At 72.8% G+C, this 10,252-nt stretch carries 11 protein-coding genes and 1 pseudogene; 10 read left to right on the top strand and 2 right to left on the bottom strand.

Annotation, left to right across the window (positions count from 1 at the left end; genetic code table 11):
* Positions 1-83: 83 nt before the first annotated feature.
* Both ACTMTJ_RS44220 and ACTMTJ_RS44215 read left to right on the top strand, forming a co-directional pair.
* Complete coding sequence (locus ACTMTJ_RS44220; RefSeq protein WP_441224972.1) at positions 84-1,526, top strand: hypothetical protein; 1,443 nt, start codon at positions 84-86, stop codon at positions 1,524-1,526.
* Positions 1,527-1,632: 106 nt separating this feature from the next.
* Positions 1,633-1,737: pseudogene (locus ACTMTJ_RS44215) on the top strand (AbfB domain-containing protein); the annotation flags it as partial.
* Between the two features lie 84 nt (positions 1,738-1,821).
* Here the strand turns inward: ACTMTJ_RS44215 and ACTMTJ_RS44210 are convergent.
* Positions 1,822-2,301: an SRPBCC domain-containing protein gene (locus tag ACTMTJ_RS44210; RefSeq protein WP_441224970.1), complete on the bottom strand. Its 480-nt coding sequence runs from the start codon at positions 2,299-2,301 to the stop codon at positions 1,822-1,824.
* Positions 2,298-2,621, bottom strand: coding sequence for an ArsR/SmtB family transcription factor (locus ACTMTJ_RS44205; RefSeq protein ID WP_441224968.1), 324 nt, complete (start codon positions 2,619-2,621; stop codon positions 2,298-2,300). The genes ACTMTJ_RS44210 and ACTMTJ_RS44205 overlap by 4 nt, the downstream gene beginning before the upstream one ends.
* Before the next feature lie 56 nt (positions 2,622-2,677).
* Between ACTMTJ_RS44205 and ACTMTJ_RS44200 the strand changes: the two genes are divergently transcribed.
* The 8 genes from ACTMTJ_RS44200 to ACTMTJ_RS44165 all read left to right on the top strand — a co-directional run bounded on the left by ACTMTJ_RS44200 (position 2,678) and on the right by ACTMTJ_RS44165 (position 10,250).
* Positions 2,678-3,304 carry a phosphatase PAP2 family protein gene (locus ACTMTJ_RS44200; RefSeq protein ID WP_441224966.1) on the top strand — a complete coding sequence of 209 codons (627 nt, stop codon included), beginning with the start codon at positions 2,678-2,680 and terminating at the stop codon, positions 3,302-3,304.
* A gap of 83 nt (positions 3,305-3,387) precedes the next feature.
* A complete protein-coding gene (gene argC, locus ACTMTJ_RS44195; RefSeq protein ID WP_441224964.1) occupies positions 3,388-4,389 on the top strand; it encodes an N-acetyl-gamma-glutamyl-phosphate reductase in 1,002 nt (333 codons plus the stop codon).
* A gap of 43 nt (positions 4,390-4,432) precedes the next feature.
* Positions 4,433-5,584 carry a bifunctional glutamate N-acetyltransferase/amino-acid acetyltransferase ArgJ gene (gene argJ, locus ACTMTJ_RS44190; RefSeq protein ID WP_441224963.1) on the top strand — a complete coding sequence of 384 codons (1,152 nt, stop codon included), beginning with the start codon at positions 4,433-4,435 and terminating at the stop codon, positions 5,582-5,584.
* Positions 5,581-6,462, top strand: a complete 882-nt coding sequence (gene argB / locus ACTMTJ_RS44185; RefSeq protein ID WP_441224961.1) for an acetylglutamate kinase — start codon at positions 5,581-5,583, stop codon at positions 6,460-6,462. The genes argJ and argB overlap by 4 nt, the downstream gene beginning before the upstream one ends.
* Positions 6,459-7,625: an acetylornithine transaminase gene (locus ACTMTJ_RS44180; protein ID WP_441224960.1), complete on the top strand. Its 1,167-nt coding sequence runs from the start codon at positions 6,459-6,461 to the stop codon at positions 7,623-7,625. Before argB ends, ACTMTJ_RS44180 begins: the two co-directional genes overlap by 4 nt.
* Positions 7,622-8,542, top strand: coding sequence for an ornithine carbamoyltransferase (gene argF / locus ACTMTJ_RS44175; protein ID WP_441224958.1), 921 nt, complete (start codon positions 7,622-7,624; stop codon positions 8,540-8,542). The genes ACTMTJ_RS44180 and argF overlap by 4 nt, the downstream gene beginning before the upstream one ends.
* Positions 8,539-9,054, top strand: a complete 516-nt coding sequence (locus tag ACTMTJ_RS44170) for an arginine repressor (protein WP_441224956.1) — start codon at positions 8,539-8,541, stop codon at positions 9,052-9,054. The genes argF and ACTMTJ_RS44170 overlap by 4 nt, the downstream gene beginning before the upstream one ends.
* Complete coding sequence (locus ACTMTJ_RS44165; RefSeq protein WP_441224955.1) at positions 9,051-10,250, top strand: argininosuccinate synthase; 1,200 nt, start codon at positions 9,051-9,053, stop codon at positions 10,248-10,250. Before ACTMTJ_RS44170 ends, ACTMTJ_RS44165 begins: the two co-directional genes overlap by 4 nt.
* Positions 10,251-10,252: the final 2 nt, after the last annotated feature.

The following is a 10,252-nucleotide window of genomic DNA, read 5'->3' as shown; positions in this document are numbered from 1 at the left end:
GGCTTCGAAGCGACCACCAGCCTGGACACGATGCTCGACGAGGTCGTCCCATGGGTGACCCAGGCCGTACACGACGGCCGGTTGTGACCACGGCCGTCGGCGCCGCGGTGCCCCAGCGGCCGGACGTGGACGGTGCACCCGTCCCCTCCGGCGAGCAGGCACCGCGGCCGCCGGCGGGCTGGCCCGGTCGGCTGCGCGACGCGCTGTTTCCCGAAGCGTCCCCCACCCCGGTAACCCCTCGCCGGATCCTCGTCACCGCCGCGCTCGTCAGCTTCGGCGTCATCTACTCCCTCGGCCGGGTACGCGGTCCGGGCGCCGGCGCGCTCGACACCGTGTGGGCCGAAGACGGCGCCAACTTCCTGCACGACGCGGCCAACATGACGCCGTACGACGCGTTCACCACGCCGCTCAACGGCTACTACCACTTCTTCCCGCGCGTCCTCGCCGAGATCACGACGCTCCTGCCGGTCTCCGCGTGGGCGGCGGCCAACGCCACGCTCGCCGCGCTCTCCACGGTCGGCCTGGCCCTGATCGTGTACGCGGCCAGCGGCGCCCACCTGCGCCACCCAGTGCTCCGCCTGCTCGTCGCCGCGCCGGTCGTGGCGCAGTGGGCCTCCAACGGCGAGATCGTCGACAACGTGGCGACGCTCCAGTTTCCCGCCCTGTACGCGCTCTTCTGGGTGCTGCTCTCCGTGCAGGTGCGCCCGCTCGGGAAGATCGCCGCGCCCGTCTTCGCGCTCGTCGTGGCGTTCTCCACCACCCTGGCGCTGACCCTGCTGCCACTGGCCCTGGTCCGCGCCGTGGTCCGCCGCGACCGCGCGGGCATCCTCATGGTGGTCGCGATGGCGCTCGGCGTCGGTGTGCAGCTGTGGACCTACGTGAGCGGTGAGGCCGAACGCGAGATCATCGGCGTGGTGCCCAACTACGATCCACTGTGGAACCTCCAGCAGTTCGCCGAGATCCAGGTGCCGGTGACCTACCTCGGTGAGGCGTGGATACGCGGCAAGGTCGTGCACACCACCGAGCACAAGGCGCTGATCCTGCTCGCCTGGGGCGTCCTCCTGGCGGCGGTCGCCCTGGCCGTGTGGCGCCGCACCCGCCCGGCGTGGCTGCTGGCCGCGGTCGCCGGGGTGCACGCGCTCGGCCTCTTCGCCGTGCAGGTCGCCCTCCGCGGCGGCGTGCCCGGCCGCTACGTGCTCCCGTCGCTGCTCCTGCTGGTCACCGCCACGGTGGCGCTGCTGATCCCCCGATCCTGGGCCGGCGGCACGTCCTGGCGCGGCCCCGAGGGCTTCGCCTACGTGCCGATCGTCGTGCTGGCCACGCTGCTCACGGTGGTCGCGATCGGCAACTACCGCCACGACCACATCTGGCGCACGACGAGCGTGCCGAGCTGGAGCAAGCAGGTGACCGCCAACACGGCCGCCTGCAAGGCCGACCCGGCGCTCAAGGCCGTGACCTTCCGCTCCGGCCCCGCGAACAAGCGCGCGTGGGGCGCCTTCGCCGTCCCTTGCAGCCGCCTGCGCTGACCGACTCCCGCATAGACAGAGACCAGAGCTACCGCGACGTCCGTCGTGGTCCCGACCGCTGCTCCCGCGGCCTCACCCGTCCGCTGTTGGTCGCGGTCTTTGCCCCGTGCGGGCCGGCCTCGCCGACGGGAGCTGCTACTCGTTCGAGTCGGTCAACTTCCCCGGACAGTTCCTGCGGCACGCCGACTCGCGGGTGCGAAACTCGGTCGACGACGGCAGCGCGCTGCCGCCGGGACGGCACGGTGGTGGGTGGGCGGCGGCCGGGGTCGCGCGGACCCGGAAGAGTGCCAGTCGGTCAGGCGTGCATGGAGTTGCCGGTTTCGAGGAGGGTCTTGAGGTCGCTGAGGACCTCGGCCCAGCCGCCGCCGGCGCCCTCGATGTCGCCGGCCGTCTGCGCCGCCGTCTGGGGCGCGCCGTCCAGCTCGTGTGTCACGGTCAGTGACGAGACGCCGGCGCTGCTCTCGCGGATCTCGTAGGTCAGGCGGGTGGGTGGCTCGTCGAGCCAGGTGGCGCGCCATGTCTGGACGAGCTTGTGTGGCGGGTCGACCTCGATCACCTCGCCCTCGACCGGGATCTCGGGCATGCCGGCCGCCTGGAGCTCCTCGCTCGCCCGTGCGCGGTAGGCGCCGCCGGGGCGCAGGTCGAACTCGGCGAAGCCCTGGTAGCCGTACTTGTTGGTCCACTCGGGCTGGGTGATCGCGTCCCAGATCGCCTGCGGCGTGGCCTTGATGTAGACGCGGTAGACCTGGGTGGTGGTGCTCGTCGTGGTGCTCATGGGGAGTCCCCCTCCAGCTCGCGTTTGAGGTCGAGTAGCGCCGCGGTGCGGTGCTCCGTGTACTTGTCGATCCAGCGGTCGTGGATCTGGCGGATCGGCACCGGGTTGAGGAAGTGCAGCTTTTCCCGGCCCTGGCGGCGCGTGATCACGAGGCCGGCGTCCGCGAGCACCCGCAGGTGCTTCATGACGCCGAAGCGGGTCATCGCCAGCTCCGACTCCAGCTCGGTGAGCGTCCGGCCGTCTCGCGTGAAGAGCAGGTCGAGCAGGAAGCGCCGGGTCGGGTCGGCGAGCGCCTTGAAGACCAGGTCGTCGTCGATCACCACCCAAAGTTACGTGACCAAAAGGTCACATGTCAAGCCGTGCCAGACTTCGATGGATGGAACGCCGCGGGGGATACGGCGAGGTCGTCTGTGCCGCCGCCTTCGCGCTGCTGACCGGGGCGCTCGCCGCCGGCGCGCTGCTCGACCTCGACCTCGCCGTGCGCAACTGGGTCGACGCCCACCGCCCCGAGCCGCTGCGGCTGGCGGCCAAGGCGCTCTACTTCCTCGGCTCGGCCAACCTCATCGCGTCCATCCTGCTCGTCGCGGCCGTGCTGCTCGGCGCCCGCGACCGCACCGTGCGGCCGGTACTCCTCGTGCTGGTCACGGCCGCGGCCAGCTACGTCGTGGTGGTGCCGCTCAAGATCCTGACCGACCGCTCCGCCCCGCACGCGCCCTGGCCCGACGCGGTCCAGCTCTTCACCCACGACGCCGGCTGGTCGTACCCCTCGGGGCACGTGGTGAACACGCTGATCTGGTACCCCGTCCTGGTGGCCCTCGCGCAGCGGGCGCTGCGCCGCCCCCTGCCGGGGCGGCTCCGTCGCGCGCTGCTCGTCGTGCCCGTGGTGACCGTCTTCGTCGCCGTGACCTACCTGGGCTACCACTGGATCACCGACTGCGCCGCGGGCGTGCTGCTGGGCCTCGCCCTGCGCCTGGGTCTGCGCCGCCTGCCGCTGGAGAGCTGACTCACTATTCACTCCGCTGCATGACCTTGCAGGCGTCGACGGCAAGCTGATACCGTGCTCTGCATAGACATGCGGAGGTTGTCATGGGGATCCGGGTTGCGGTGGCGGGGGCGAGTGGCTACGCCGGTGGCGAGCTGCTGCGCCTGATCGCCGGCCATCCGGAGCTCGACCTCGTCGCCGCGACCGCGCACAGCCAGGCGGGCTCGCCGCTCGCCGTGGTGCACCCGCACCTGACCGGCCTCGACATCACGCTCGGTGCCACCGGTCCGGAGGCGCTCGCGGACGCCGACCTGGTCTTCCTCGCGCTCCCGCATGGCGAGTCGGGCGCGCTCGCCGCCGCCCTCCCCAGTGGCGTCAAGGTGGTCGACCTCGGGGCCGACCACCGCCTGCGCGATCCTGACGCGTGGGTGCGCTACTACGGTGGCGAGCACGCCGGCGCCTGGACCTACGGGCTGCCCGAGCTGCCCGGGCAAAGGGGCGAGATCTCGACCGCCACCCGGGTGGCCGCGCCCGGCTGCTACGCCACGACGATCTCGCTGGCGCTCGCCCCGCTGATCACGGCGGGCGCGGTCTCGGCCGACGACGTCGTGGTGGTGGCCGCCTCGGGCACCTCCGGTGCGGGGCGGGGCGCCAAGGCCCACCTGCTCGGCAGCGAGGTGATGGGCGACCTGACGCCCTACAAGGTGGGCCGGCACCAGCACGTTCCGGAGATCAAGCAGGCGACCGGGGCGCGGAGCCTGTCGTTCACGCCGGTGCTCGCGCCGATGCCGCGCGGGATCCTCGCCACCGTAACCGCGACGCCGGCGTCGAAAGGCGACGCGCGCCAGGTGCTCGCCGAGGCGTACGCGGACGCGCCCTTCGTGCACGTGCTGCCCGAGGGGGCCTGGCCGCACACGGCCGCGACGCTCGGGTCCAACGCGTGCCACCTCCAGGCCACGACCGACGTCGACTCCGGCCGGGTGATCGTCAGCAGCGCGCTCGACAACCTCGGCAAGGGCGCCGCCGCCCAGGGCGTGCAGTGCGCCAACCTGATGCTCGGCCTACCCGAGACGATGGGCCTGCCGATGCACGGGGTCGCACCGTGACCGCCCGCGCGACCGACCCGGCCGTGACGAAGCGGGTCGCGCCGTGAGCGTCACCGCGCCCAAGGGCTTCCGGGCCGCGGGTGTCGCCGCCGGGCTCAAGTCGAGCGGGCTCGACGTCGCCCTCGTGGTCAACGACGGGCCGGGGTCGGCCGCCGCCGGCGTCTTCACGGCCAACCGGGTCAAGGCGGCACCGGTGCTTTGGAGCCAGCAGGTGCTCCGCGCCGGCGTGGTCCGGGCCGTCGTGCTCAACTCCGGCGGGGCCAACGCCTGCACCGGGCCGCAGGGCTTCCAGGACACCCACACCACGGCCGAGCACGCCGCCGCGGCCCTCGGCGGCATCGGCGCGGGCGACGTCGCGGTCTGCTCCACCGGGCTGATCGGCGAGCTGCTGCCGATGGACAAGCTGCTCCTCGGTGTCGACGCCGCCGCCGGCGCGCTGGCCTTCGACGGCGGGCCGGCCGCGGCGGAGGCGATCATGACGACCGACACCCGGCCGAAGACGGTCGTGGTGGAGAAGGGCGGCTGGAGCGTCGGCGGCATGGCCAAGGGCGCCGGCATGCTCGCCCCCGGCATGGCCACCATGCTGTGCGTGCTCACCACCGACGCGGTCGCCGGCCCGGAGGTGCTCGACGCGGCGCTGCGGGCGGCCACCCGGGTCTCGTTCGACCGGGTCGACTCCGACGGCTGCATGTCGACGAACGACACCGTGCTGCTCCTGGCCAGCGGCGCCTCCGGCGTCGAGCCGGCGCCGGGGGAGCTGGCCGCCGCGGTCGCCGCGGCCTGCCACGACCTGGCCCAGCAGCTGCTCTCCGACGCCGAGGGCGCCACCAAGGACGTCGCCATCGAGGTGGTCGGCGCGGCCAGCGAGGACGACGCGGTCGAGGTGGGCCGCTCGGTCGCCCGCAACAACCTTGTCAAGACCGCCCTCTTCGGCAACGACCCCAACTGGGGCCGCATCCTCGCCGCGGTCGGCACCACCGCCGCCGCCTTCGAGCCGGACGCGCTCGACGTCGCGGTCAACGGCGTGTGGGTGTGCAAGGGCGGCGCGGCGGCCGATGACCGCTCCACTGTGGACCTCTCCGGCCGGGCGGTGACGATCCGGATCGACCTGCACGCCGGCGCCGACGAGGCCACCATTTGGACCAACGACCTCTCCCACGCGTACGTGCACGAGAACTCGGCCTACTCCACATGACCGACACACTCATCACCGCGCAGGAGAAGGCCGCCACTCTCATCGAGGCGCTGCCGTGGCTGGCCCGCTTCCACGGCGCCACGGTCGTGGTCAAGTACGGCGGCAACGCGATGATCGACCCCGAGCTCAAGAAGGCGTTCGCGGCCGACATGGTCTTCCTGCGGTACGCGGGGCTCAAGCCGGTCGTCGTGCACGGCGGCGGCCCGCAGATCTCGGCGATGCTGGGGCGGCTGGGCATCGCGAGCGAGTTCCGCGGCGGCCTGCGGGTCACCACGCCGGAGGCGATGGACGTCGTGCGGATGGTGCTCGTCGGCCAGGTCGGGCGCGAGCTTGTCGGGCTCGTCAACGAGTACGGCCCGTTCGCCGTCGGACTGTCCGGTGAGGACGCCCGCCTCTTCACCGCCGTGCGGCGTCCGGCCTATGTGGACGGCCAGGCGGTCGACGTGGGGCAGGTGGGCGACGTCGAGCACGTCAACGTCTCCTCGGTCACCGACCTCATCGCCGCCGGCCGCATCCCGGTCATCTCCTCCGTCGCGCCGGACGCCGACGGCGTGCTGCACAACCTCAACGCCGACACCGCCGCCTCCGCCCTCGCCGTGGCGCTCGGCGCGCGCAAGCTGGTCGTGCTCACCGACGTGGCCGGCCTCTACACCGACTGGCCGGACACGACGAGCCTGGTCCGACAGATCACCACGACCGACCTCGCCGCGCTGCTGCCGCGGCTGGAGTCCGGCATGGTGCCGAAGATGGAGGCCTGCCTGCGGGCGGTGCGGGGTGGCGTGCCGGCCGCCCACGTCGTCGACGGGCGGATGGCCCACTCCATCCTGCTGGAAGTCTTCACCTCGGAAGGTTTCGGAACGATGGTGATCCCCTCATGACGAGTCTCGTCGACCGCTGGTCACAGTCCATGATGGACAACTACGGCACGCCGCCGCTGGCGCTGGTGCGCGGCGAGGGCGCCGTGGTGTGGGACGAGACAGGTCGCTCCTACGTGGACCTGCTCGGCGGCATCGCGGTCAACGTGCTCGGCCACGCCCACCCGGCCGTCGTGGCCGCCGTCTCCAAGCAGATCGGCACGCTCGGCCACGTCTCCAACCTCTTCGTCGCCGAGCCGCCGGTGGCCCTGGCCGAGCTGCTGCTGGCCCTCGCCGGGCGGCAGGGCCGGGTGTTCTTCGGCAACTCCGGCGCGGAGGCGGTCGAGGCGGCGTTCAAGCTCTCCCGGCTGACCGGGCGCACCGGCGCGGTCGCCACCAAGGGCGGCTTCCACGGCCGCACGATGGGCAGCCTCGCGCTGACCGGGCAGCCGGCCAAGGCCGACCCGTTCCGCCCGCTGCCCGGCGACGTCACCCACGTGCCGTACGGCGACGTGGCCGCCCTCGACGCCGCCGTCACCACCGACACCGCGCTGGTGATCCTCGAGCCGATCCAGGGCGAGGGCGGCGTCGTGGTGCCCCCGGCCGGCTACCTCGCCGCGGCCCGCGAGATCACCGCGGCCCGGGGCGCGCTGCTGGCGCTCGACGAGGTGCAGACCGGCGTCGGGCGCACCGGGCACTGGTTCGCCCACCAGGCCGAGGGCATCGAGCCCGACGTCGTCACGCTCGCCAAGGGGCTCGGGGGAGGGCTGCCGATCGGCGCCTGCCTGGCGTTCGGCGGCGCGGCAGACCTGTTCGGGCCGGGCAGCCACGGCAGTACGTTCGGCGGCAACCCGATCAGCTGCGCCGCCGCGCTCGCGGTCATCTCGACGATCGCCAACGAGGGCCTGCTCGACCACGTCAAGCGGGTGGGGGAGCGGATCCGGCGGGGTGTGGAGGCGCTCGGCCACCCACTGGTGCGCGAGGTGCGCGGTGCCGGCCTGCTCCTCGGCGTGGTGCTCAACGCGCCCGCCTCCGGCGCCGTCGCCGGCGTGCTGCGCGACCACGGCTTCCTGACCAACCCGGTGCAGGCCGACGTCATCCGGCTCGCGCCGCCGCTGATCCTCACCGCCGACCAGGTCGACGCGTTCCTCGCCGCCCTGCCGACCGCACTGGACGCGGCGTCATGACGCGCCATTTCCTTCGGGATGACGACCTCACGCCGGCCGAGCAGTCCACCGTGCTCGACCTGGCCGCCGCGATGAAGGCGGACCGCTTCGCCTACACCCCGCTCGCCGGTCCGAAGTCGGTGGCGGTGCTCTTCGACAAGCAGAGCCTGCGCACCCGCTTCTCGTTCGACGTCGGCATCGCGGACCTGGGCGGCAACCCGATCGTCGTCGACACGCAGGGCACGCACTTCGGCCGGGGCGAGACGCTCGGCGACGCCGCGAAGGTGCTCTCCCGGTACGTCTCCGCGATCGTCATGCGCACGTTCGGCGACGACCGGATCGCCGAGGTCGCGGCCGGCGCCACCGTGCCCGTGGTCAACGCGCTCACCGACGGCTTCCACCCTTGCCAGCTCCTCGCCGACCTGCTCACCGTCCGGGAGCGGTGCGGTGGCACGGCCGGCCGCACGCTCGCGTACGTCGGCGACGCCGCTAACAACATGGCCCACTCGTACCTGCTCGCCGGGGCCACCGCCGGCATGCACGTGCGGGTCGCCGGCCCACCAGGGCACGACCCGTCACCCGTGGTCGTCGCGCGGGCCGACGAGATCGCCGCGTGGACCGGCGGCTCGACCCAGGTGCTGCGCGACCCGCGGGAGGCGGTCGACGGCGCTGACGTGGTGGCCACCGACACGTGGACCTCGATGGGGCAGGAGGCGGACGGCCGCGACCGGCGTACCCCCTTCTGGCCGTACCAGATCAACAAGGACCTCCTCGCGGCGGCCGCGCCCGGCGCGGTCGTGCTGCACTGCCTGCCCGCGCACCGCGGCGAGGAGATCACCGACGACGTGCTCGACGGCGCGCAGAGCGCCGTCTTCGACCAGGCCGAAAACCGCCTGCACGCCCAGAAAGCGCTCCTGACATGGTTGCTGGACCAATGACCGGCCCGGGCACACGCACCGCGCGCCACGCGCGGATCGTCGACCTCATCCGGGAACGCGGCGTGCGCTCGCAGACCGAGCTTGCCGAGCTGCTCGGCGCGGACGGCGTGCAGGTCACCCAGGCCACGCTCTCCCGCGACCTGGAGGAGCTGGGCGCGTACAAGGTGCGCGGCGGCGACGGCGGCCCCGGCGTCTACGTGATCCCGGAGGACGGGCTGCCCCGTCCCCGCCCGGCCGAGCAGGCGCCGGCCCGCCTCGTGCGGCTGCTGCGCGAGCTGCTCACCGGCACCGACGCGAGCGGCAACCTGGCCGTGCTGCGCACCCCGCCGGGTGCCGCGCAGTTTCTGGCCAGCGCGCTCGACCGGGCCGGCCTGCCGGAGGTCGTCGGCACGATCGCCGGTGACGACACCATCTTCGTGGTGGCCCGCGAGCCACTGACCGGCGCTGACCTCGCCGAAAAGCTGAGCGCCTGGGCTGGGCGCGACGAGAACAACCAAGGAGATCACTCATGACTGAGCGCGTCGTTCTGGCGTACTCCGGCGGCCTGGACACGTCGGTCGCCATCCCGTACTTGGCGGACAAGGTGGGCGCCGAGGTGATCGCGGTGGCGGTCGACCTCGGGCAGGGCGGCGAGGACATGGCCGTCATCCGCCAGCGCGCGCTCGACTGCGGCGCCGTCGAGTCCGAGGTCATCGACGCGAAGGACGAGTTCGCCGCCGAGTACTGCCTGCCGGCGGTGAAGTCCAACGCGCTCTACATGGACCGCTACCCGCTGCTCTCGTCGCTCAGCCGCCCGCTGATCGTCAAGCACCTCGTCGAGGCCGCGAAGCGGCACGGCGGCACGGTCGTCTCGCACGGCTGCACCGGCAAGGGCAACGACCAGGTGCGGTTCGAGGTCGGCATCGGCGCGCTCGCGCCCGACCTGAAGATCGTCGCGCCGGCCCGCGACTTCGCGTGGACGCGGGACAAGGCCATCGCCCTCGCCGAGGAGAAGGGCCTGCCGATCGACGTCAGCCACAAGTCGCCGTACTCGATCGACCAGAACCTGTGGGGCCGCGCGGTCGAGACCGGCTTCCTCGAGGACATCTGGAACGCGCCGATCGAGGACCTGTACGAGTACACCGCCGACCCGGCCGAGCCGCGCGACGCCGACGAGGTCGTGATCACGTTCGAGGCGGGCGTGCCGGTGGCGATCGACGGCGAGACCGTCACGCCGTTCCAGGCCATCGCCGAGCTCAACCGGCGGGCCGGGGCACAGGGCGTCGGCCGGCTCGACATGGTCGAGGACCGGCTCGTCGGCATCAAGAGCCGCGAGGTGTACGAGGCGCCCGGCGCGATCGCGCTGATCACCGCCCACCAGGAGCTGGAGGCGGTGACCGTCGAGCGCGACGTGGCCCGGTTCAAGAAGGGCGTCGACCAGCGGTGGGCCGAGCTCGTCTACGACGGCCTGTGGTTCTCGCCGCTCAAGTACGCGCTCGACGCGTTCGTGGCCGACACCCAGAAGTACGTCTCCGGCGACATCCGGCTGACGCTGCACGGCGGCCGCGCGGTGGTCACCGGCCGGCGCTCCGAGGCCAGCCTGTACGACTTCAACCTCGCCACCTACGACACGGGCGACACGTTCGACCAGTCGCTGGCCAAGGGCTTCGTGCAGCTGTGGGGCCTGCCAAGCCGGATCGCGGCGGCTCGGGACGCCCGGCTACGGTAGCT

The sequence above is a fragment of the Phytohabitans sp. LJ34 genome (genome assembly GCF_052068095.1).
Taxonomy (GTDB): domain Bacteria; phylum Actinomycetota; class Actinomycetes; order Mycobacteriales; family Micromonosporaceae; genus Phytohabitans.
This window is presented reverse-complemented; position numbering and strand designations above follow the sequence as displayed.